The organism is Streptomyces physcomitrii, from assembly GCF_012273655.1.
GTDB lineage: Bacteria > Actinomycetota > Actinomycetes > Streptomycetales > Streptomycetaceae > Streptomyces > Streptomyces physcomitrii.
In genome coordinates this window covers 1-21890 of the sequence record NZ_JAAWWP010000011.1, presented here as the reverse complement: position 1 = coordinate 21890, position 21890 = coordinate 1, and the positions used below count along the sequence as shown (strand labels likewise).

At 73.6% G+C, this 21890-nt stretch carries 19 protein-coding genes and 1 pseudogene; 11 read left to right on the top strand and 9 right to left on the bottom strand.

What is annotated here, in order from left to right; all coding sequences use genetic code 11:
* Positions 1 to 134 precede the first annotated feature (134 nt).
* Positions 135 to 710, top strand: a complete 576-nt coding sequence (locus tag HFV08_RS18460; protein ID WP_040252131.1) for a TerD family protein — start codon at positions 135 to 137, stop codon at positions 708 to 710.
* Positions 711 to 809: 99 nt separating this feature from the next.
* On the opposite strand, the gene HFV08_RS18455 is transcribed toward HFV08_RS18460, so the two are convergent.
* Positions 810 to 2312, bottom strand: coding sequence for a M1 family metallopeptidase (locus tag HFV08_RS18455; RefSeq protein WP_312885693.1), 1503 nt, complete (start codon positions 2310 to 2312; stop codon positions 810 to 812).
* Positions 2313 to 2407: 95 nt separating this feature from the next.
* Between HFV08_RS18455 and HFV08_RS18450 the strand changes: the two genes are divergently transcribed.
* The gene (locus tag HFV08_RS18450) at positions 2408 to 2905 is read left to right on the top strand and encodes a hypothetical protein (RefSeq protein ID WP_168540844.1); all 498 of its coding nucleotides are present in this window, start codon (positions 2408 to 2410) and stop codon (positions 2903 to 2905) included.
* A gap of 186 nt (positions 2906 to 3091) precedes the next feature.
* Here HFV08_RS18450 and HFV08_RS18445 read toward each other — a convergent pair whose 3' ends face one another.
* Positions 3092 to 3775 (bottom strand): pentapeptide repeat-containing protein, encoded by a 684-nt coding sequence (locus HFV08_RS18445; protein ID WP_168540843.1) that lies wholly within the window; start codon positions 3773 to 3775, stop codon positions 3092 to 3094.
* Between the two features lie 347 nt (positions 3776 to 4122).
* On the opposite strand from HFV08_RS18445, the gene HFV08_RS18440 reads away from it, so the two are divergent.
* The 5 genes from HFV08_RS18440 (at position 4123) to HFV08_RS18420 (ending at position 10742) form a co-directional block, all read left to right on the top strand.
* Entirely contained in the window at positions 4123 to 5406 is a 1284-nt protein-coding gene (locus tag HFV08_RS18440) for an NAD(P)-binding protein (protein WP_168540842.1), read from the top strand.
* Between the two features lie 380 nt (positions 5407 to 5786).
* Positions 5787 to 6794: a zinc-binding dehydrogenase gene (locus tag HFV08_RS18435; RefSeq protein ID WP_168540841.1), complete on the top strand. Its 1008-nt coding sequence runs from the start codon at positions 5787 to 5789 to the stop codon at positions 6792 to 6794.
* Positions 6795 to 6849: 55 nt separating this feature from the next.
* Positions 6850 to 8397 (top strand): MFS transporter, encoded by a 1548-nt coding sequence (locus tag HFV08_RS18430; protein ID WP_168540840.1) that lies wholly within the window; start codon positions 6850 to 6852, stop codon positions 8395 to 8397.
* A 70-nt stretch (positions 8398 to 8467) separates the two neighbouring features.
* Entirely contained in the window at positions 8468 to 9379 is a 912-nt protein-coding gene (locus HFV08_RS18425) for a TIGR03620 family F420-dependent LLM class oxidoreductase (RefSeq protein ID WP_168540839.1), read from the top strand.
* Between the two features lie 295 nt (positions 9380 to 9674).
* A complete protein-coding gene (locus HFV08_RS18420) occupies positions 9675 to 10742 on the top strand; it encodes a DUF3533 domain-containing protein (RefSeq protein WP_168540838.1) in 1068 nt (355 codons plus the stop codon).
* An 81-nt stretch (positions 10743 to 10823) separates the two neighbouring features.
* Here HFV08_RS18420 and HFV08_RS18415 read toward each other — a convergent pair whose 3' ends face one another.
* From HFV08_RS18415 to HFV08_RS32110, 7 genes are all read right to left on the bottom strand, one after another.
* On the bottom strand, positions 10824 to 11606 hold the full coding sequence (locus HFV08_RS18415) for an ABC transporter permease (RefSeq protein WP_168540837.1): 783 nt from the start codon (positions 11604 to 11606) through the stop codon (positions 10824 to 10826).
* A gap of 279 nt (positions 11607 to 11885) precedes the next feature.
* Positions 11886 to 12632: a succinate dehydrogenase/fumarate reductase iron-sulfur subunit gene (locus HFV08_RS18410; protein ID WP_168540836.1), complete on the bottom strand. Its 747-nt coding sequence runs from the start codon at positions 12630 to 12632 to the stop codon at positions 11886 to 11888.
* The gene (locus HFV08_RS18405; protein ID WP_168540835.1) at positions 12629 to 14587 is read right to left on the bottom strand and encodes a fumarate reductase/succinate dehydrogenase flavoprotein subunit; all 1959 of its coding nucleotides are present in this window, start codon (positions 14585 to 14587) and stop codon (positions 12629 to 12631) included. The genes HFV08_RS18410 and HFV08_RS18405 overlap by 4 nt, the downstream gene beginning before the upstream one ends.
* Before the next feature lies 1 nt (position 14588).
* Entirely contained in the window at positions 14589 to 15296 is a 708-nt protein-coding gene (locus tag HFV08_RS18400) for a succinate dehydrogenase (protein WP_078845459.1), read from the bottom strand.
* A 171-nt stretch (positions 15297 to 15467) separates the two neighbouring features.
* Positions 15468 to 16115 (bottom strand): helix-turn-helix transcriptional regulator, encoded by a 648-nt coding sequence (locus HFV08_RS31185; RefSeq protein ID WP_246341863.1) that lies wholly within the window; start codon positions 16113 to 16115, stop codon positions 15468 to 15470.
* Positions 16116 to 16255: 140 nt separating this feature from the next.
* Positions 16256 to 17689: a sensor histidine kinase gene (locus HFV08_RS18390; protein WP_168540834.1), complete on the bottom strand. Its 1434-nt coding sequence runs from the start codon at positions 17687 to 17689 to the stop codon at positions 16256 to 16258.
* A 12-nt stretch (positions 17690 to 17701) separates the two neighbouring features.
* The gene (locus HFV08_RS32110) at positions 17702 to 18490 is read right to left on the bottom strand and encodes a response regulator transcription factor (RefSeq protein ID WP_168540833.1); all 789 of its coding nucleotides are present in this window, start codon (positions 18488 to 18490) and stop codon (positions 17702 to 17704) included.
* A gap of 263 nt (positions 18491 to 18753) precedes the next feature.
* Here HFV08_RS32110 and HFV08_RS18380 point away from each other — a divergent pair, with 263 nt between their 5' ends.
* The 4 genes and pseudogenes from HFV08_RS18380 to HFV08_RS31705 form a co-directional block, all read left to right on the top strand.
* On the top strand, positions 18754 to 20091 hold the full coding sequence (locus HFV08_RS18380) for a cation:dicarboxylate symporter family transporter (protein WP_281373507.1): 1338 nt from the start codon (positions 18754 to 18756) through the stop codon (positions 20089 to 20091).
* A gap of 111 nt (positions 20092 to 20202) precedes the next feature.
* Complete coding sequence (locus tag HFV08_RS18375; protein WP_168540831.1) at positions 20203 to 20916, top strand: helix-turn-helix transcriptional regulator; 714 nt, start codon at positions 20203 to 20205, stop codon at positions 20914 to 20916.
* A gap of 218 nt (positions 20917 to 21134) precedes the next feature.
* The gene (locus tag HFV08_RS18370; protein WP_168540830.1) at positions 21135 to 21728 is read left to right on the top strand and encodes an NADPH-dependent FMN reductase; all 594 of its coding nucleotides are present in this window, start codon (positions 21135 to 21137) and stop codon (positions 21726 to 21728) included.
* 10 nt (positions 21729 to 21738) lie between these two features.
* Positions 21739 to 21890, top strand: a pseudogene (locus tag HFV08_RS31705) (C4-dicarboxylate transporter DctA); the annotation flags it as partial.

Sequence of the window (21890 nt, the reverse complement as noted above, 5' to 3'; positions counted from 1 at the left end):
TCCGGGTGCCGAAAGTCGCGGGTAAAGAAAGTAAAGCGGCTGGAACCTCCTGGTCTCCTCCCGGCGTTCATAGGGGTACCGGTAGCTTCGTCCCCAGTACGGAGCCCGCATCACCCAGAGGAAGGCAGTACCCCATGGCTGTAAGCCTGTCCAAGGGCGGCAACGTCTCGCTCACCAAGGAGGCGCCCGGTCTGACCGCCGTCACGGTGGGCCTCGGCTGGGACGTCCGCACCACCACCGGCACCGACTTCGACCTCGATGCCTCGGCGATCGCCGTGAACCCCGAGGGCAAGGTCTACTCGGACGCGCACTTCGTCTTCTTCAACAACAAGCAGACGCCGGACCAGACGATCGTGCACACCGGTGACAACCGCACCGGCGAGGGCGCGGGCGACGACGAGGCCATCAACGTCAACCTCGCGGGCCTGCCCGCCGACGTCGACAAGATCGTCTTCCCGGTCTCGATCTACGACGCCGAGTCCCGCAGCCAGAACTTCGGCCAGGTGCGCAACGCCTACATCCGCATCGTCAACCAGGCCGGCGGCACCGAGATCGCCCGCTACGACCTCAGCGAGGACGCCGCCACCGAGACCGCCATGGTCTTCGGCGAGCTGTACCGCAACGGCGCCGAATGGAAGTTCCGCGCCGTCGGCCAGGGCTACGCCTCCGGCCTCGCGGGCATCGCCCAGGACTTCGGCGTCAACGTCTGAGTCGCGCGGAGCCCGGACCGACGGGCCGCCCGGGACGCGTGCACCACGCGACCGGGCGGCCCGTCCGTCGTCTCCGCCCGCCGCGAACCCCCCGCCGCCTCACGGCAGTTCGGGCTTCCCCGTCCCGTAGAGCCAGTCCTTCCACACCCGGCGCAGCGCGGACCGGTGCTCCGGGCCGCCGAGCTTCTCCACGTAGGAGGTGAAGTCGCGGGTGTCGGCGTTGCCGTGGCGGTGGGCGGCGGGCCAGCCGGTGAGGAGCCGCCGGAAGAGGCGGTCGCCGAGGACGGTCCTGATCCGGTGCAGGACCATCGCGCCGCCCTCGTAGGAGGGCGCGTCGGAGAGCCGGTCGGGGCCGGGCGGCCGGGCGGGCGGGAACTTCCAGAGGTTCAGCGCCTCGTCCGGGGTCTCGAAGTAGCTGCCGTCGTGGACCGCCTCGAAGGACTCCTGGGCGCTCGGGCCGCCGTGGTCCTCCTGCCAGAGCCACTCCGCGTACGTGGCGAAGGACTCGTTGAGCCACATGTCCCGCCAGGTCTTCGGGCTGACGCTGTTGCCGTACCACTGGTGCGCCACCTCGTGCACGAGCAGCACCTCGTCGGGCGGCCCGGGATAGAACGGCCGGGTCTGGGTCTCCAGCGCGTAGTCCGCGTCCCCTTCGCGCTCGACGATGCCCCCGGCCGAGGAGAAGGGGTAGCCGCCGAAGTTCCGCTCGGCCCACTTCATGACCTTCGGCAGCGCCTCCACCGAGGCGCGCCCCGCCTCCCCGGTGACCGGGTCGACCGCGTTCCACACCGGCAGTCCCCCGCCGCCCTTCCCGCCGCGCCCCGGCAGTACGGAGGAGGAGAGCCTGAAGCGCCCCACGGCGACGGTGGCCACATAGCTCGCCACCGGCTCCGTGCTCCGCCAGCGGAAGGTGGTCCGGCCCCCCGCGGTGCGCCGCTCGCGCAGTTCGCCGCCGGCCACCGCGGTCAGCCCCTTCGGCACGGTGACCCGGATGTCGTAGGAGGCCTTGTCCGAGGGGTGGTGGCTGCCGGGGAACCAGGTCATCCCGCCGACCGGCTCGCCGAGCGCCACCGCCCCGTCCTCGGTGCGCACCCAGCCCTCCTGCGAGCCGTCCCGCTGGGTGAGGGTCAGCGGGCGGCCCGCGTACCGCACCCGGGTGGTGAACTCCCGCCCCGCGGGCAGCGGCCGGGCCGGGCGGACGAGGAGTTCCTGGCCGCGGCGGCTGCTGCGGGCCCGGGCCCCGTTCACCTCCACCTCGCTCACCCGCAGCCCGCGCAGGTCGAGGTGGAAGGAGCTGAGCGCCTGCTCCGCCCGGGCGGTGAGCACCGCGGTGCCGGTGAGGCGTTCGGTACGGGGCGTGTAGCCGAGCCGGAGCGCGTAGTGGCGCACGTCGAAGCCGCCGTTCCCGGCCTGCGGGAAGTACGGGTCCCCCACTCCGGCGGCGCCGGGCCGGGCGGGCGCCTCCTCGCCGTGGCTCCGGCCGCCGCAGCCGCCGAGCACACCCGCGAGGAGGAGCAGCGCCGCGCTCGCCGCGGTCCGCCGGTGCGGCCGGCGGGCCCGGGGAGGCCGGGGACCGGGCGGGGCCGGGTGGGATATGTGCACCTGGTGATCGTAGGCAGGGTGCGGGCGGGCGGCCCCGCGGGACGGGCAAGCGGGGGACGGGCGGGCGCCGCCGCGCGCCATGACACCATCGGCCCGTGCTCGACATCGGCTACGCCCTCTCCACCCGCTTTCCCGACCCCCCGCAGACCGACTACCGGGTGGCGGACGTCCGCGCGCTGCGGCACGACCTCTTCTGCGGGGACGTCTACCTCGCGGACACCGAGGAGGACCGGGAGCTGTCCACAGCCTGGGGATGGGTGCCGGTGCTCGACTTCGCCTGGGCGCTCTGCGACATCACCGAGCAGCTCGACCGGGACCCGCTCGGCAGCCGCGCCTCCCGCCCCCAGCACGCCGAGCTGGACTTCACCGAGTCCAGCGACCGGCTGTACTTCGCGCGCCGCTTCGGCTGGGTCGAGATCGAGGCGGACTTCTCGCGCGCCGACGAGCCCCCGCTGAGCTTCGCGCACGCCGAACTCCGCCGGGAGAGCCGGGACTTCCTCCAGGACCTGGTGGCCGACCTGTGCGACCTGCACGAGGCGCTGGCCGACAACCCCGCGATCTGGAGCCTCCAGGCCCGCTTCCCCCGGGTGTGAGGACCGGCAGGCGCCGAGGCCTTGTCTTCACACTCCCCGCTGCGTCGGGAGGGTGAAGACAAGCCCTCGGCCCGCCCGTGCCCGGAAGCGGGTCCGCGCGGCGCCGGGTCCCGCGACGGCGCCCCCGGCCACCCGCGACGGCCGCGCCCACCGCCGGGCGGCAGCCGCTGCCGCCCGCCTCCGTGCCTACGCCTCCGCCTCCGCCACCCGCACCCCCAGCTGCGCCGCGAACACCGGTGCCAGATCGAGCAGTTGACCGGAGCTGATCACCGCGCCGGAGAGGGAGTCCACGCCGCGGGCGATACCCAGCTCGGTGGCCGCGCGCAGGTCCACCTCGCGCAGCCGGGCACCGGAGAAGTCCGCCTCGCGCAGCACGCAGTCGAGGAACTGGACCCGCTCCAGAGCGGCCCCCTGGAAGTCCGGCTCCACCAGCACACAGCCCTCGAAGACCACGTCCCGCAGCTTCGCCGCGCGCAGGTTCAGATAGTCGATCTTGCCGCCGCGCACCCACACCCGCTCCAGCGAGGAGGCGTGCAGCTGCACCCCGCCGAGGCGCGGCTCCACCAGCTCCACGTCCCGTAGCGAGGCCTCGGCGAGATCGGTGCCGACGCCGCGTATCTCCGTCAGGCGGGAGTCGAGGAAGCGGGCCCCGCGCAGCCGGGTGCCGTCCACCGCGCACCCCGTGAGGGCGCAGTCGAGGAAGCGGGCGCCCCCGCCGTCCTGCTCCGCCAGCTCCAGGTCCCGGAACTCCAGCCCGTCGTAGTCCCCGTCGGGGCGGAGCGTGCCGCCCTCGAAGGCCACCAGCTCGGGCAGCCGGATCTCCGGCCGCCGCGCCTGCCGCACCACTGCTCTCCCTGCCATGCCCGCCATCCTGCACCCCGCCACTGACAACGCGACCGGCCCACCGCGCGCCCCCGTCCCTCCCGCGTACCCACGTCCGTCCCCCACTGCCGCGTACGTCCCGCGCCCGTACACCCCGGCCCGTACGTACGCACCTGCTCGCGACGTACGCGCATCCGCACGCGCACACCCGGACCCCCACTCCGTGCGCCCGCCCCGTGCACTCTCGGGAGGCGTGTCGTTATCTGTCACGGATGAGACCCAGATAGACCGGAATGTCAGCAGCTCCGTCCCCCCATCCGCCGCACCCGCAGACAGCCGACCGGAACCGCGCGATCCGCCCGCCGCTCCGCTCCCGACCACACGAAGGATCCCCCATGTCCGAGTCCTCGCGAGGGGCCCGCTCGAAGCCCCGTCTCACCGTCGTCGGCGGCGGTTTCGCCGGTCTCACCGCCGCCATCACCGCCGCCGAAGGGGGCGCCGAGGTCACCCTCCACGAGGCGCACCGCACCCTCGGCGGGCGGGCGCGCACCGCCGAGGCCGAGGGGCGCTACCGGACCAACGACGGGCCGCACGCCCTCTACAACGGCGGCGCGCACTGGGCCTGGCTGCGCACCCGGAACCTGATCGGCCGGCTCGCGCCGCTCTCCCCCGTCGAGGCGCTGCGGCTGCGCCTGCACCACCGGGGCCGGCTGCACCGCCTGCCGCCCCTCGGCATGCTGCGGCTGCTCGGCCGCTCCCCGGCGAAGGCCCCGATCGACGCGGACTTCCTCGGCTGGGCCACCGGGGAGGTCGGCCCCACCGGTGCCCGCGCCGCCGCCCACTACGCCGCGGTCGCCCTCTTCCACCACGACCCCGGCGCCCTCTCCGCGGCCTTCGTCCAGGAACGGCTGCGGCGGGCCACCAAGCTGCCCCCGGAGGCGCACTACCCGCGCGGCGGCTGGTCCTCGGTCATCGAGCGGATGGCGGCGCACGCCCGGGACCTCGGGGTACGCACCGAGACCGGCGCGCGCCTGGACCGGCTCCCCGAGGACGGGCCGGTCGTGGTGGCGACCTCGCTGGCCGCCGCCCGGAGCCTCCTGGACGACGAGAGCCTGAGCTGGCCGAGCGGGCGCACCGTCCTCCTCGACCTCGCGGTACGCGCCCGCCGGGGCGACGCCTTCGCCCTCTCCGACCTCGACGCACCCGGCTGGATCGAGCGGTTCAGCGCCCTCGACCCCACCCTCGCGCCCGCCGGGGAGCAGCTGATCCAGGGCCAGATCCCGATCGGCCCCGGTCAGGGCAAGGAGGCGGGGACCGCCCGCGCCGAGCACCTCCTCGACCTGGGCATGCCGGGCTGGCGCGACCGGCTCACCTGGCGGCGTACCTCGCTGGCCGAGGGCCGCACCGGCGCCGTCGACCACCCGGGCACCACCTGGCGGGACCGCCCCGCGATCGACCGCGGCGACGGCGTCTACCTCGCGGGCGACCAGGTCGCCGCCCCCGGGGTCCTCAGCGAGGTCTCCTTCCACAGCGCCGTCGAGGCCGCCACCCTCGCACTCCGCTCGGCCGGCCGCGGCTCCGCGACCGGCAACGGCCCCGGCGGCGGAACCGGCGGCGGAACCAGGGACGGCAAGGACCCGGCGACCGGGCCCCGCGACCGCCGGGGGGTACGTCGCTGAACCGGCCGGGGGTACGCGGCCGAGCCAGCCAGGCGGCCAGGCGGAGGGCGGCCGGGGGCGGGGTCCGGGGCCGGTCCGAGAGCGGAGTCCCGGGGCCGGTCGGAGATGAGCTAGCCCGAGGGCGGCCCGACGGCCGGACCGCGGAGACACGGAGACGCCCAGACCGGGAACCAGGAACCGGACCGCGGAGACACGGAGGCGCAGAGGCACGCTCGGACCGGGAACCGGAACGCGGACGCACGCCCCCGAACCCCCTTGACCTGAATCCCACTTGAGGTTGAAGAGTGGTCAGCACGGCCGCCCCGCACGGCGACCGCCGCTCCGCCCCGCTCCCGTACGCCCCACCGGCCAGGTCGGTCACGTCCGAAAGGCAGTTCCGCATGCGCGCGATCCGGCTCCACACCTTCGGCCCGGCCGCCAACCTCCGCCTTGAGGAGGTCGCCGACCCGGAACCCGGGCCCGGGCAGGTCCTGGTCGCCGTCGCCGCGGCCGGGGTGCACCTCCTCGACGCCGCGATCCGCAGCGGGGTCAAGGGACCGCTGCCCGCCCTGCCCGAGCTGCCGACGATCCCCGGCCGCGAGATCGCCGGGACGGTGCGCGCGCTCGGCCCGGGCACCGACCCCGGCTGGCTCGGCAAGGAGGTCGTCGCCCACCTCGGCCTCGCACCCGGCGGCTACGCCGGACTCGCCGCCGTGGACGCCGACCGCCTGCACGAGGTCCCCGGCGGCCTCGACCCGGCCGGGGCCGTCGCGCTCATCGGCACCGGGCGCACCGCGATGGGCATCGTGCAGTTCGCGGAGCCGGGGCCCGGGGACCTCGTCGTCATCCCGGCGGCGGCCGGGGGCCTCGGCGGCCTCCTCACGCAGTACGCCGGGCAGGCGGGCGCCACCGTCCTCGGCCTCGCGGGCGGCAGCCGCAAGACGGCCCTGGTCGCGGCGGGCGGCGCCGATCTCGCCCTCGACTACACCGACCCCGGCTGGCCGGAGAAGGCCGCCGCCTGGCTCGACGGCCGGGCCGCCACCCTCGTCTACGACGGTGTCGGCGGCGAGGCCGCCCGGGCCGCCGTGGACCTGCTCGGCCCGGGCGGCACCCACCTCGTCTTCGGCTGGTCCGCGGAGGGCATCGGCGGCGGGAGCGGCGGGTGCCGGCTCGGCGCGCAGGAGTCGGCCGCCCGGGGCATCACCTCGGTCGACGTCCTCGGCCCCGCGATGATGCGCCGCGCCGGCGGCGAGAACCCGGTCCGCACCCTGGAGCTGCGCGCCCTCGGCCACGCCGCCGCCGGGCGGCTGCGGCCCGTGGTGCAGCGCTATCCGCTGGCCGAGGCCGCCCGCGCGCACGAGGACCTCGCCGGGCGCCGCACCGTCGGCAAGGTGGTCCTCGAACCCTGAGAAGGCGGTCCTCGAACCCTGCGGGGCGGCCCGGGCGGAGCCGGCCGGCGCCCGGATGCGAGGGCTCCCGTTCCATGGTGTTCTGTCCCTTGTGTCAGCCAATGGGACAGCCGCGACCGCACCCCAGCCGCCCCAGGACAAGCACCGCTGGTGGGCCCTGGTCGTCATCGCGCTGGCCCAGCTCATGGTGGTGCTCGACGCGACCATCGTGAACATCGCGCTCCCCTCCGCACAGCGCGAACTGGGCATCTCCGACGGCAACCGGCAGTGGGTCATCACCGCCTACACCCTCGCCTTCGGCGGACTGCTGCTGCTCGGCGGGCGGATCGCGGACTACGTGGGCCGCAAGCGCACCTTCATCATCGGCCTGATCGGTTTCGCCGCCGCCTCCGGACTCGGCGGCGCGGCGGCCAATGCGGGCATGCTCTTCGGTGCCCGCGCCCTCCAGGGCGTCTTCGCCGCGGTCCTCGCCCCGTCCGCGCTCTCGCTCCTGACGACGACCTTCACCGACCCGAGGGAGCGCAGCAAGGCCTTCGGCATCTACGGCGCGATCGCGGGCGGCGGCGCGGCGATCGGCCTGATCATGGGCGGCGTCCTCACCGAGTACCTGGACTGGCGCTGGTGCCTGTACGTCAACATCCCGATCGCCGCCCTCGCCGCGCTCGGCGCCCTCGCCCTGCTCCACGACCGCCCCGGCCACCGCGAGGCCCGCCTCGACGTCCCCGGTGTGCTGCTCGGCTGCGGCGGACTCGTCGCCATCGTCTACGGCTTCAGCGAGGCCGAACCCCGGGGCTGGAGCGACGGACTGGTCCTCGCCCTGCTGTGCGGCGGCGTCCTGCTGCTGCTCTGCTTCGTGCGCTGGCAGACCCGGGCCCCGCACCCGCTGCTGCCGCTGCACATCATCCGGGACCGCAACCGGGCGGGCAGCTTCCTGACCATGGGGCTCGCGACCATCGGCCTGTTCGGCCTCTTCCTCTTCATGACCTTCTACCTCCAGACGATCCTGGAGTACTCGCCGCTGAAGACCGGGCTCGCCTTCCTGCCGATGACCGCCACCATCATCATCGGCTCCACCCAGATCAGCGCCCGGCTGCTGCACCGCGTACCGCCGCGGATGCTGATGGTCCCCGGCATGCTGCTCGCCGCCACCGGCCTCGGCCTGCTGACCCAGCTCACCGTGGACTCCGGCTACCCCTCGCACATCCTGCCCGCGCTGCTCATCCTCGGCCTCGGCATGGGCCTCACCTTCATGCCGGTGATGTCGACCGCGACCCAGGGCGTGGCCCCGCGGGACTCCGGTGTGACCTCGGCGACCGTCAACACCGCGCAGCAGGTGGGCGGTTCGATCGGCACCGCGCTCCTGAACACCATCGCCACCACCTCGGCCACCCACTGGATCACCTCGCATCCGACCCGCGATCCAGCGCAGCGCTCCGGTATCGCCCGGGAGGGCATCGTGCACGGCTACACGGTCGCCATCTGGTGGGCGGTCGGGGTGATGCTGCTCGCCGGGCTGATCGCCGGGACCATGGTGACCATGCGCGCGCCGAAGCACGACGGCCGCGACAGCGAGGGCGCCGACCAGGCCGCGGGCGTGTTCTGAGGCCCGGGCCGATCCGGAGCGGGCCCGCGGGTCCGCCGGTACGCCGAGGGCCCCGCGCATAATCGGAACCATGTCGTCACTCAACGGCCCCGTGGGCCTGTGGACCAGCACACTTGACGGACTGTCACCCGGCGAGGCCGCGGAGACCGTCGCCGCGCTCGACGAGCAGGGCTGGGACTCCCTGTGGTGCGGGGAGGCCTACGGCCGGGAGGCCTTCACCGCCGCGCAGTGGTACCTCGGGGCGAGCCGCCGGATGGCCGTCGGCACCGGTATCGCCAGCATCTACGGCCGGGACGCCCTCGCCGCCGCGGCCGCCGGGCGCACCCTGCACGCCGCGTACGGCGGACGCTTCCTGCTCGGCCTCGGCGTCTCGCACGCCCCGCTCGTGGAGCGGCTGCGCGGCCACGACTACGGCCGCCCGCTCGCCGCGATGCGCGCCTATCTGGACGCCCTGGACGCGGCCCCGGCCCTGGTCGCGGGCGAGTCCGAGGCCCCGCCCCGGCTGCTCGCCGCCCTCGGCCCGCGCATGCTGGAGCTGGCCCGCGACCGCGCCCAGGGCGCCCACCCGTACCTGGTCACCCCGGAGCACACGGCCCGGGCCCGCGAGATCCTCGGCGGCGCGGCCGGGGAGACCCCGGCGCCGCTGCTGGTGGTCGAGCAGGCGGCGGTGGTCGACCCGGCCGCCGACCGCGACCCCGAGACCTGGCGCAGCCGCGCCCGCGCCCATCTGGAGATCTACACGGGCCTGCCCAACTACCGCGCCTCCTGGCGGCGCCAGGGCTTCACCGAGGAGGACTTCGTCCGCGGCGGCAGCCCCCGCCTCGCCGAGGCCCTGGTCACCCGCGGCCTCGACGCCACCCGCGCCCGCGTACGGGAGCACCTGGAGGCGGGCGCCACCTCGGTGGTCGTCCAGGTACTCGGCGCCGACGCGGCGAAGCCCCCGGTCGAGGACTGGGCGCGGCTGGCGGAGGCGGTGCTCTAGGGCGGTCGTTCGCGAGGCGGTTGCCCGCGAGGCGGTTGCCTCCGCCTCCGGGGGCGGTGACCCGGAGGCGGAGAGCTGCCCAGTGACCCCGGGACCACGGAGGTGCCCTCCCACGCAGGGGCCCCACTTCCCCCCTTATCACCCGTTACGCGAACCTGGAGTGTCAGCCTTTGCTCCGGCGGTGGCCGGCGGAATCCTGGGACGGCAGCGGAACACCCGGCAGCCGTCGCGCCCGCTCCCCCGGCGGGCACCCGCAGACGAACGGGCCGAAGAACAACGGAAGTCGAGGTCCCCCGTGACGCCCCCCGCCTCCTCGCAGGAGACCCCCGAGACCCCGCCCTCCGGCACCCTGGCCGCCGATCTGCGCGACGCCCTCAGCCTGCGCGGGCTGCTCCTGATCGTCGGAGTCCTCGCCCTGCAACTCGGCTTCGTCCTCTCCTACATCGGCGCCTTCCACGCCCCGGCACCGCACCGCATCCCGGTGGCGGTGGTGGCCCCGGAACAGGTCTCCGGCCAGGTCGTCGACCGGCTCGACGCGATGAAGGACGACCCGGTCGAGGCCCGCCCCGCCGACAGCGAGCGGGAGGCGCGCGGACTGCTGCTCGACCGTACGGTGGACGCCGCGATCCTGATCGACGCGCGCGGCAGGAAGGACACCCTGCTCGTCGCCTCCGCGGGCGGACCGGCGCTCACCGCCACCGCGACCCAGATCGCCCAGGGTCTCGAACGCGCGGAGAACCGGCAGGTCGAGGTCCGCGACATCCGCGCCCCCGGCGCGAAGGACGGCCGCGGGATGTCCTCCTTCTACCTGGTCCTCGGCTGGATCGTCGGCGGCTATCTGGCCGCGGCGATCTGCGGCATGGCGGGCGGCGCCCGGCCGGCCACCCTCCCCCGCACCGTGGTCCGCCTGGCCGCCCTGGCCCTGTACGCCCTGGTCTCCGGCCTCGGCGGGGCGATCATCGCCGACCCCGTACTCGGCGCCCTGCCCGGGCACTTCGGCGCGCTGTGGGCCCTCGGCGCGCTCGTCGTCTTCGCCGCCGCCGCGACCACCGTCGCCTTCCAGGTGCTGTGGGGCGTCCTCGGCATCGGCGTGGCCATCGTCCTCTTCGTCGTCCTCGGCAACCCGAGCGCGGGCGGCGCCTACCCCTCCGCCCTGCTCCCCGCCTTCTGGCGCGCCATCGGCGACTGGCTCCCCCCGGGCGCGGGCACCACCGCCGTCCGCAACACCGTCTACTTCTCCGGCCACGCCCTCACCCGCCCCCTGTGGGTACTCGCGGCCTACGCGGCCGGGGGCACCGCTCTCGCGGTCACGGCCTCGGCGTTCCACCTGCGGCGGGGGCGGCGGGAGACGACGGCGGGCTGAGGGGGAGAGGAGCCCGCCGCAAGACGGTGTGACGTGAACTCGGGCGTACGTGAAGGAAGTTGGCCCTACGTCCCCCACGCCTCACCCTTCCTTCCCCGCCCGGTGGACCCTCCCCCGGGCCACGAGTTCCACCGTCACCGCAACCGCCACCGACTGCACGGCCATCAGGGCGATCAGGACGAAGAGCTGGACGGCGCCCGCGCGCAGGGGGCTTGCTCCGGCGAGGAGCATGCCGACGAAGGCGCCGGGGAGGGTGACCAGGCCGACCGTGCGGGTCTGGTCGAGGCCGGGGAGGAGGGCGTCGGAGGCGGCGGGGCGGGCGATCTCCATGCGGGCCTCGCGGTCGGGGAGGCCGAGGGCCAGGGCGGCCTCCACCTCGCCGTGGCGGGCGGTGAGTTCGTCCAGGGCGCGGCGGCCCGCGAGGACGGTGACGGTCATGGCGCCGCCGATCAGGATGCCGGTGACCGGGATCAGCGCGAGGCCCTTCAGCGGGACCAGGCCGCAGAGCAGCAGGGCGGCGACCACCGGGACGACACCCGCGGTGATCGGGGCGAGGGTCAGCCGGCCGGTGGTGTTGCCGGTGATGCGGTGGCCGGCGGTGCGGACCGCGACGGTGAGCATGACGAGCAGGAAGGCGGCGAGGCCCCAGGGCGAGCGGACCGCCCACTCGATCACCAGGGAGACGGCGGCCAGTTGGATCGCGGCCCGTACTCCGGCGAAGAGCATCTCCCGCCCGCGCCGGGTACGGGAGTCGGGGGAGAGTCCGTACCAGTGGGCGATCGCGGCGGCGGCCAGGAGCAGGACCGCGAGCAGGACGCCCAGGGTGAGGTCGACCGGGACCAGGGATGCCGCGCTGAGGGTCACCCGCCCAGGGTAGGGAGGTGGCGGCCCGCAGCGGGAGCAGGGCGTCGGCCGACTCCCGAAGGCCCGATCGGGCACCGGGGGACGCGGCCGGGACTCGTGGGGCGCGGCCCGGACCCCGAGGGGCACCGGGGGACGCGGCCCGGGCCCCGGACACACCTCGGCCGGCGGAACCACGGAGGTTCCGCCGGCCGAAGCGGGTGCGAGGTCTGCGTCCGTTGGACCTCGTACCCAACACCCCGTCCACGGAGCATTGCTTGGGGGTGTCGTCGGGCAGGAGGGTCAGCGCTTGGACTTGCGGGTCGCGCGCAGCCACTCCTTGTTCATGGAGGTGATCGACATCAGCGGGATGCCCTTGGGGCAGGCGGTGGCGCACTCCCCGGCGAGGGTGCAGCCGCCGAAGCCCTCCTCGTCCATCTGGGCCACCATGTCCAGGACGCGGGTCTCGCGCTCGGGGGCGCCCTGCGGCAGGACGTTGAGGTGGTTGACCTTGGCCGAGGTGAAGAGCATCGCCGCGCCGTTCGGGCAGGCCGCGACGCAGGCGCCGCAGCCGATGCACTCGGCGTGCTCGAATGCGAGGTCGGCGTCCGGCTTGGGCACCGGGGTGGCGTGCGCCTCGGGGGCGGCGCCGGTCGGGGCGGTGATGAAGCCGCCCGCCTGGATCACCCGGTCGAAGGCGGTGCGGTCCACCACCAGGTCCTTGATGACCGGGAAGGCGGAGGCGCGCCAGGGCTCGATGTCGATGGTGTCGCCGTCCTGGAAGGACCGCATGTGGAGCTGGCAGGTCGTGGTGCGCTCGGGGCCGTGGGCGTCACCGTTGATGACCAGGCTGCAGGCACCGCAGATGCCCTCGCGGCAGTCGTGGTCGAAGGCGACCGGCTCCTCACCGCTGACGATGAGTTCCTCGTTGAGGGTGTCGAGCATTTCCAGGAACGACATGTCCGGGGAGATGCCGTCGAGCTCGTAGCTGGCCATGGCGCCGTCGGTCTCGGCGTTCTTCTGGCGCCAGACGCGCAGGTTGAGCTTCATGCGTAGCTCCGCTGAGTGGGGTGGACGTACTCGAAGGTGAGCTGCTCCTTGTGGAGCACGGGGGAGGCGCCGGTCTCGGTGAACTCCCAGGCGGCGGCGTAGGAGAACTCCTCGTCCTTGCGGGCGGCCTCGCCGTCGGGGGTCTGCGACTCCTCGCGGAAGTGGCCGCCGCAGGACTCGCTGCGGTGCAGCGCGTCGAGGCACATCAGCTCGGCCAGCTCCAGGTAGTCGACGACCCGGTTCGCCTTCTCCAGCGACTGGTTGAACTCCTCACCGCTGCCGGGCACCTTGATCCGGGCCCAGAACTCCTCGCGGATCTGCGGGATCCGGTCGAGGGCCTTGCGCAGCCCCTCGTCGGTGCGGGCCATTCCGCAGAACTCCCAGACGAGTTCGCCGATCTCGCGGTGGAAGGAGTCCGGGGTGCGGTCCCCGTCGACGGCGAGCAGCTTGGCGAGGCGGTCCTTGGTCTCGTTGACCACGGCCACCGACGCCGGGTGGGTGTCGTCGACCTCGTCCTTGTGCGGGTTGCGCGCCAGGTAGTCGTTGATGGTGGACGGCAGGACGAAGTAGCCGTCGGCCAGGCCCTGCATCAGCGCGGAGGCGCCGAGGCGGTTGGCGCCGTGGTCGGAGAAGTTGGCCTCGCCGACCGCGAAGAGGCCGGGGATCGAGGTCTGCAGGTCGTAGTCGACCCAGAGTCCGCCCATCGTGTAGTGGATGGCGGGGTAGATCCGCATCGGGGTCTCGTACGGGTTCTCCGCGGTGATCCGCGCGTACATGTCGAAGAGGTTGCCGTACTTGGCCTCGACGGCCTTGCGGCCCATGCGCTTGATGGCGTCGGCGAAGTCGAGGTAGACGCCCTGGCCGCCGGGGCCGACGCCGCGGCCCTCGTCGCAGACGTTCTTCGCGGCGCGGGAGGCGATGTCACGGGGCACCAGGTTGCCGAAGGAGGGGTAGATGCGCTCCAGGTAGTAGTCGCGCTCCTCCTCGGGGATCTCGGCGGCCGGGCGGTTGTCGCCCTTGGCCTTGGGCACCCAGATGCGGCCGTCGTTGCGCAGCGACTCGCTCATCAGCGTCAGCTTGGACTGGTGGTCGCCGGAGCGCGGGATGCAGGTCGGGTGGATCTGCGTGAAGCAGGGGTTGGCGAAGTAGGCGCCGCGGCGGTGGGCGCGCCAGATCGCGGTGGCGTTGGAGTTCATGGCGTTCGTCGACAGGTAGAAGACGTTGCCGTAGCCGCCGCTGGCGAGGACCACCGCGTCGGCGAAGTAGGTGTCGATCTTCCCGGTGACGAGGTCGCGGGCGACGATGCCGCGGGCCCGGCCGTCGACCATGATCAGGTCGAGCATCTCGGTGCGCGCGTGCATCTCGACGCCGCCGGAGGCGATCTGCCGGGAGAGCGCCTGGTAGGCGCCGAGCAGCAGCTGCTGGCCCGTCTGGCCGCGCGCGTAGAAGGTACGGGAGACCTGCACGCCGCCGAAGGAGCGGGTGTCGAGGAGGCCGCCGTACTCGCGGGCGAAGGGCACGCCCTGGGCCACGCACTGGTCGATGATCTCCACCGAGATCTGCGCCAGGCGGTGCACATTGGACTCGCGGGCGCGGAAGTCGCCGCCCTTGACGGTGTCGTAGAAGAGGCGGTGGATCGAGTCGCCGTCGTTGCGGTAGTTCTTCGCGGCGTTGATGCCGCCCTGCGCGGCGATGGAGTGGGCGCGGCGCGGGGAGTCCTGGAAGCAGAACTGGATGACGTGGTAGCCCTGTTCGGCCAGGGTGGCGCCGGCGGCGCCGCCCGCGAGGCCGGTGCCGACCACGATCACCTTGTGTTTGCGGCGGTTGGCCGGGTTCACGAGTTTGGCTTGGAAGCGCCGGGTGTCCCAGCGCTCGCTGACCGGGCCCTCGGGGGCCTGGGTGTCCTTGACCGGTTCGCCGACGGTGTACTGCGCGTAGGTGCTGTGCGAGGTCATGTCAGCTCACGACTCCGGTCATGACGGCCACGGGCACGGAGATGAACCCGACGGTGAGGATGAGGGCGAGGCCGTTCGCGGTGGCCTTCAGGACGCGCTCGCGGGTGCGGCTGCCGACGCCGATGGTCTGCGCCGCGCTCCAGAACCCGTGCCGTACGTGCATGCCCATGGCCAGCATCGCGACGATGTAGATGACGTTGCCGTACCAGGTGGAGAAGGTGTCCACGACGTTCTGGTAGGGCTTGCCGTCCTCGAAGCCGTCGGGGTGCACGGTGCCGGTGGTGAGGTCCAGGATGTGCCAGACGATGAAGAGCCCGAGGATCACACCGCCCCAGCGCATGGTGCGGGTCGCGTAGCTCATCCGCGCCTTCTTGTGGACGTACTTCTGCGGGCGCGCCTTGATGTCCCGGCGGCTCAGCTGGTACGCGCAGACGGCGTGCAGGATCACCGAGGTCAGCAGGACCACGCGGGCGATCCACAGTCCCCACATCCGGTGCAGGAAGGGTTCTCCCACGACGCGCAGCCAGTGCCCGTACTCGTTGAAGTCGTCGGCCCCGAAGAAGATCTTCGCGTTGCCCATCATGTGGACGACGAGATACCCGATCATGATCAGACCGGTGACGCCCATCACGATCTTCTTGCCGACGGTCGAGTCCCAGAAGGAGCGCGCCATGGACGGCCGTCGGTCCGTCCGCGTTGCCAGTGCCATGGACACGACGGTAGAGCCTGCGGGGTCGACAGCACCAAGATATGGGAGCGATCAACTCCATAGCCCATGCCTATGAAGCCCGCTTCCCGGGCCGTGGCACTGCCCGCCGGGCGGCCGGGTAAACCGCCCGGATCCGGCCGGACGAGGTCCGGGGCCGGGGCCGGGGCCCGCTCAGATCCAGCCGCGCTCCACGGCCCGGACCCCCGCCTCGAAGCGGCTCTGCGCGCCGAGGCGCTCCATCAGCTGCGCCACCACCCGGCGCACGGTGCGGTCCGACATGCCCAACTGCCGGGCCACCGCGCTGTCCGTGAGCCCCTGCATCAGCATCCGCAGCATCTGCCGCTCGGCCTCGCTGGGCGCGTCGTCCCGCTGGTCCGGCGGCACCTCCGCGCGCTGCCAGAGCAACTGTGCCAGCGCCCCGAAGGCGGGCCGCAGCGGGGCGTCCTCGACCAGCACGTACGGGGATCCCGGGTGCAGCCCGGTGGTGAGGACGGCGCCCCGGGAGGTCAGCACCATCGCCCCCGGCGGCAGCCGCGAGCTGTAGCGGACCCGGACGCCGTTCTCCTGCTGCCACTCCAGCTGCCGGGAGATCTCCGGCACCGCGCGCGCCCCGTGCGGGACCACCGTCCGGACACCGCCCCGGTGGCCCTGGAGCCGGGACCCGGCGCAGTGCAGCACCTCCAGGAGGCGGTCCTCCGCCGAGGTGTAGTTCCAGTAGCAGAAGACCTCGCCGGCACCGGCCGCGAGCAGGTGGTGGGTGGCCTCCGTCAGTTCGGCCGCACCGGGCAGCGGCCGGGAGCCCGTGGTGAGCGGGATCATGTCGTCCCCCTGTGAGTGGTGACCCGGGCCCGCGCGGCGGGACGGCTGCCGGGCGCCGCGCGAGCGGGCCCCGTACGCGCCGGAAGGGCCGGTATCGGTGACAACCGGTGGGCGCCCCGGAGGGTTCCCCGATGGCCGGTTCATGCCACCCCCGGTCCGGAAGCGGACAGCGGGGCCGCCCCGGGGGCGTCGCTCCCCGGGCCGCGGTCCTCCCCGCCGGGCTGGGCGGCCACCAGGTGCAGCTGGGCGCTGAGGCCCCGGCTCTGCGCGGCGCACAACTCCAGGCGCCCGCCCGCGGATTCGATGAGCTTCACCGCGAGGGACAGGCCGATGCCGGTACTGGGGAAGGGGCCCCGGCGCCAGCCGCGCTCCAGCGCCGCCTCCCGCTCGGAGTCCGCGAGGCCGGGGCCCTCGTCGCGGACCTGGATGCGCAGCCGGGGGCCCGAACTCACGATGCTGATCTCCACCACCCCGCCCTCCGGGGAGTATTTGAGGGCGTTGTCGAGGAGGACGTTGAGGGCCTGCTCCACCGCGCCGGAACGGGTCATCCCCCAGGCCCGCCGCGGCATCTTCAGCTTGAGCCGGATGCCGCGCCGCTCGGCCACCGAGGCCCAGCCGCGTACGCACTCCTCGACGAGGCCGCAGACCTCGACGACCTGGGTGGAGCGGTCGGCGGGGGTGGCGCGGGCGTGCTCCAGCATCTGGGTCAGGGTGCGGTCCAGGCGGTCCACGTCGGCGAGCAGCCGCTCGTGCCGGGGGGCCGCCTCCTCGGGCAGGTGCGGGGCCAGGTTCTCCAGGCGCAGCCGCAGCGCCACCATCGGGTTGCGCAGCTGGTGGGCGACGTCGGCGAGGAAGCTGCGCCGGTCCTCCATGCTGGTCTGGACGACCGCGGCGAGCCGGTTGACCTCCGCGGACAGCTTCTTGAGGGTGTCCCCCTCCAGATGCTCGGCGCTGCGGGCGTGGAAGCCGCCCTCGGCCAGTACGTGCAGGGTGGTGCCGATCCGGTCCAGATCGCGCAGGGTACGGCGGCGCTGGAGGGCGGCGGGCAGGAAGCACAGGGTGATGCCGGCCGGCAGCAGCAGGCCGAACAGCCCCCAGGCGGTGAGGATCTCGCTGCGCAGCCCGTCCGCGGACTGCTGGAGCATCAGCTCGCCGACGGGTTCACCGCCCACCGTGAGGACGGCCGTGGCGCACAGCCGGGTGTCCACCGCGGGCAGCAGCCGGTCCCCCCACTGGCTGCGGGTGGCCTCGCACCGCCACACCGAGGAGGTCGCCAGCCGGGCCTGCCCCCCGGCGCCGACCACCGCGGTACGCACCGAGCCGTCCGGCCGCCGCACCGAGACCCGGGGGTGCTCCCGCCCGGCGGTGTCGAGCAGCCGCCGGTCCAGGGCCCGGGGGTCGCCCGCGGCGAGGGTGCGCGAGAGCGGCTCGGCCAGGGACGTGGTGCGGTCGCGCAGACCGGCGGCCGCCTCCTGCCGGGTCTGCTTGGCGTAGAGCCAGCCGAGGGGGACGAGCAGCGCGGTGAGGACGAGGCCGATCAGGGCGCACTGGACGAGGGAGTAGATCTGCCGCATGGCCGGGCGGGCTCAGGTGCCGGACTGCGGCTGGAAGCTGAAGCCGACCCCGCGCGTGGTCCTGATCCACTGGGTCGAGCCGAGCTTGCGGCGCAGGGTGGCCACATGGGTGTCCAGGGTGCGCGAACTGCCCGCCCACTGCTGGTCCCAGACGGTGTCCAGGAGCTGCTCACGCAGGAAGACGCGGCCGGGCGCACCGGCGAGCAGGACGAGGAGTTCGTACTCCTTGCGGGTCAGGGTCACGGGGCTGCCGTCCAGGAGGACCGCGCGCCGGGCCGGGTCGATGGTCAACCGGCCGTGGCTCAGGACGTGTTCACCGGGCTCGGCGGGGACTGCGGAGCCCGGGGCAGCAGCGGCGTGGGGAGCGGCGGCGTAGGGGGCCGCGGCGTACGGGGCGGCGGCGTACGGGGCGGCCGCGACCGGCGCCGCGGCGGGCCGGGTCGCGGTGCGGCGCATCACCGCGGCCATCCGGGCCAGCAACTCCTGGAGCCGGTAGGGCTTGACGATGTAGTCGTCGGCGCCGAGGCGCAGCCCGAGGACCTTGTCCATCTCGTCCGAGCGGGCGGTCACCGCGATGATCGGCACCGCGCAGGCGGCGCGCAGCCCCCGGCAGACCTCCAGCCCGTCCATGTCGGGCAGGTTGAGGTCGAGGAGCACGATGTCGCCGTATCCGGCGGTCTCGACCCGGCTCAACGCCTCGCCCCCGGTGGCCACATGGTCCACGATCCAGCCGTACTGCTGGAGTCCCTCGGTCAGCGCGTCGGCGACCTCGGCGTCGTCCTCCACGAGCAGGACCCTCATATGGCTGTCATCCCCCAACGATCAGCGCATGCGTGTGTCGTCGCGGACGTCCCCCGTGACGGTCCGTTAGCAGGCGCGGACACCCGATTTCGGTGCCCGCGATGCCCGGTAGTGACGGCCGATCTTACATACGCTTAACGTTCCGCTAAAGATGAGAGAGCCGCGATTTTGCAGAGCCTCCCTACTGTCTGTCCAGAACCGGGGCGGCCGAGCCGCACAGTGGCCCACCTCGGCTTCGTCGCGACACGGGGGTGTGCGAAATCATGGCGGAGGGACCGGCGGATCGTCCCCTGCACCGGACGTTGACCTTCTGGACGATGACCGGTCTCGGGGCCGGCATCGTATTCGGGGTCGTCGCGCCGGAAGCGGCGGAGCACTTCCGTTTCCTGGCGGACGCCTTCATCTCGCTGATGACCATGCTCATCGGCCCGGTCATCTTCACCACGGTGGCCGGGGGGCTCGCCTCGCTCGGCGGCCGGCGCCTGCTCGGCGGGCTCTCCCTGAAGGCCGTCTTCTACTTCGAGGCGGTGACCACGCTCGCCCTGGTCATCGGCCTGCTGGTGGGCAATGTCCTCGGCGGACTGCCGCTGCCCGGCAGCGCGCAGGGCCCCGACGCCGAGGAGGTGGCCCCGCTCCAGCGGCAGGCGGAGAGCTTCGGCAACGGCTCGCTGAGCCTGGACGCGGTGGTGCCGAGCAGCTTCTCCTCCGCGGTGGTCGGCGGCAACCAGCTGCACACGCTGGTGGTGGCCGCGCTGACCGGGGCGGCCCTGATGATGGCCGGGCGGCGGGCCGCGCCGCTGCTCGACCTGATCGACCGCGGCAGCCACATCCTCTTCTACATGGTGCGGATCGTGGTCACCGGGGCGCCGCTCGCGGCCTTCGGCGGCGCCGCGTACACCGCGAGCCGGATCGGCATCGCCCCGCTCGGCGGCCTCGCCTGCCTGATCGTCGCCTTCTATCTGACCTGCGCGGCGGTGGTCCTGCTCGGCTTCGGACTGCTCGCCAGGGCCAACGGCTTCTCGCTGCTGCGGCTGGTGCGCTATCTGCGGCACGAGATCCTCGTGGTCATCGGCACCTCCTCCTCCAGCCCGGTCTTCCCCCGGGTGCTGCGCAAGCTGGAACTGGCCGGGGCGCCGCGGGGGGTGAGCGCCCCGGTCCTCGCCTCCGGCTACTCGCTGCACCTGGTCGGCACCTGCGTCTACCTCACGATGGCCTCGATGTTCGTCGCCGCGGCCACCGGCAACGGACTCTCCCTCGGGGACCAGCTGCTCCTGCTCGCCATCTCGATGGTGGTGTCCAAGAGCGCGGTGGGGGTGACCGGTTCGGGGCTGCTGACCCTCATCGCGACCCTGGCGGTGACCGAGTCGGTGCCGATGGCGAGCGTCGCCCTGCTCGTCGGCATCGACCGGATCATGTCCGAGGCACGGGCGGTCACCAATGTCATCGGCAACAGCGTGGCCACGCTGGTGCTCACCAACTGGGCGGGCCATCTCGACCGCGAGCGCCTGTGCCGCACGCTCGGGGCGAGGCGCCCACTGGAACTCGACCGGCCCGAGGACGATCCCTCGGTCGTCGAAATCCACATATCCGACGGGAAATAGGTTTCGACAATCCGCGGGGCAGCCGCCCGGCAACCGATTTGACAATGCGCGTCTCGCTCCTTACCCCCACCCGCACGTCACCGCGTGAATCAGTGGAAAGGGAATCAAGGCATGACCGTGACCACGCTGGAAATACCGTCCGACAGCGACCGGGAAAGGCCGCGGACGCGGCATTCGCCGCCGGTGCCGCATTCCTCCCTGCACGCGACGCTGTCCTCGGCACGCCGCGAATTCGTCCTGGTACGCGGGAACGCGGTGCCGGGGCCCCGGGAGCTGCGCCAGGAGGCGGCCGTACTGAAGAGCCTGATGCGCCGCTGGGTGCGCATCAGCGTCCTGTGGGACGAACGGCTGCTGGCCCACCCGGCTCTGGTGGAGTACGTGCTGTGGCAGGCGCGGGCGGGCATCCAGGTGCGGACCGCGCCGCAGGTGCCGGTCACCATGGCCCTGGTCGACGACTCCACCTCGGCGGTCTTCGTCGACCAGGGCGAGGACGCGGCGCACGGCACGCAGACGGTCAGCTTCTCGCGCTGCCCGGACACCGTGGACGTCCTGCACTACCTCTTCCTCGGGCTGTGGGAGGAGGCCGCGCCGCTGGTGGTGGAGAACTGGGCGCCCCCGGAGGACGACCAGTCCCAGGAGGTGCTGCGGATGCTCGCCCGCGGGCTCACCGACGAGCAGATCGCGCACCGGCTGGACGTCTCCAAACGCACCGTCAGCCGCACCGTCGCGAAGCTGATGCGGGAGCTGAACGCCCGCAGCAGATTCGAGGCGGGCGCACAGGCCAGTCGGCTCGGCTGGTTCGGCGCGGCGGACTCCCCGGAGTGAGCGATGCGGACCCCGACGGCGGCGCGGCCGCCCCTCCTTCGTCCGGCCCCGCGCCACCCCCTCGGTGCGGCGGCCGGACTCCCCCTGCCCGGCGCCGGATCGGGACAGCCCGCGGCGTCCAGCGGACAGGCTCCTTCAGCGCGCTCCGCGGGACCGGGATCGTGTTCCGGTGCTCCGGGTACCCGCGGCACCGGTGAAGGACAGGGGGTGTCGAGACGATGAGCCGGCCTCCCCTGGTGCTGCTGCTCGGCGGCAGCCCGAGCCCGCACTCGCACACCGCCGCCGCCCTGGAGGCCGCCGCCAAGACCCTGACCTGCCTCGGCGCCGAGGCCCTGGTCTGGGACCTGGCCACCCGCCCGCTGCCGATCGTCGACCCCTGCTGCTACGGCCGCCCCGACCTCTACGCCGACCCGCTGGCCCGGATGCTGCCCGCCACCGCCGCCCGCGCGGACGCCTTCCTGCTCGCCTCCCCCGCGTACCACGGCTCCTTCTCCGGCGCCCTGAAGAACGCCCTGGACCACCTGGACGGCCGCGAGCTGCGGGGCAAGCCCGCCGGGCTGCTCGCGCACGGCGAGGACCTGGACGCGGCGCAGGTCTGCGAAGGCCTCAGGACCGTGACGCGGGCCCTCGGCGCCGTCGCGCTGCCGGAGCAACTGGTCACCGTCCCCGAGGACTTCGGCCGCCTGGACGACGGCGGCCCGCTGCTCACCGACCCCACCGCCCTGGACCGGCTCACCAGCCTGTGCCACTCCCTGCTCACGTACACCCGGCACGCGGCCACTCCGGCCGCCGCCGGTCTGAGAACCGCTTAGGAGCCCCCGGTTGAATCCCACGACGGCCCAGCAGTCCGCGCCCGGTGCGGGACGCGCCCGTACTCATCTGTTGTATCTGGCGGTGATCGTCGCGGTGGCGGCGGGTATCGCGGTGGGTTTCATCTGGCCTGATGCGGCGGTGGAGTTGAAGCCGATCGGTAC